The sequence below is a fragment of the Massilia sp. 05N420 genome, assembly GCF_056397205.1.
The window spans coordinates 1-551 of record NZ_JBFTMX010000134.1; the positions used below are offsets into that span (position 1 = coordinate 1).

Annotated in this window: 1 protein-coding gene; it reads right to left on the reverse strand. The window is 61.9% G+C overall.

The window, feature by feature from the left end:
- On the reverse strand, nucleotides 1–551 hold a 551-nt coding region (locus AC1DIX_RS27630; RefSeq protein WP_477328525.1), incomplete at both ends, for a saccharopine dehydrogenase family protein.

The following is a 551-nucleotide window of genomic DNA, read 5'->3' on the forward strand; positions in this document are numbered from 1 at the left end:
GTCCAGGCGATTGTCCAGGCGATTGCCGTCCGCCTCTCTCCGGCAACCTCGATCGGATAATAGGCGCGGACGAATTCCTTGCGGCGCAGGCTGCCTCGCTCGGTGCCTTCGGCGGCGACATGGACGTAGACGACGTCGTCATCGACGGGCGGCTTGGCGTCGGTCAGGATCTGGCCGGCAAGCTTGCGCTGGTCGCGCATCAATAGTTCGTGGAAGAAGAAATTCATCAGCTCCATGTGGCCGGGATAGCGCATGGTCTTGTAGTCGAGGTTCTCGACCTTGCCGAGCAGCGTATCGCACATGGTTCCGAGCCCGCCGGAGGTGGTGAAGGCCTCAAGCTTGACGCCTTCGACATAGATCGTCTCGTGCCACTCCATCGGCGAAACGAGCTTGCGCACACCGCCCTCGATAACCTCGCAATCGTTCAGATATTCGTTGACCACGCCTTCGGGCGACCAGTTGAAGGCATAGCCCAGAAGCCCGGTCGGATGCTGCGGCAAGGCGCCGACGCGCATGCGGATCGAACGGCATCGGTCGAAGCCATCCGCGAG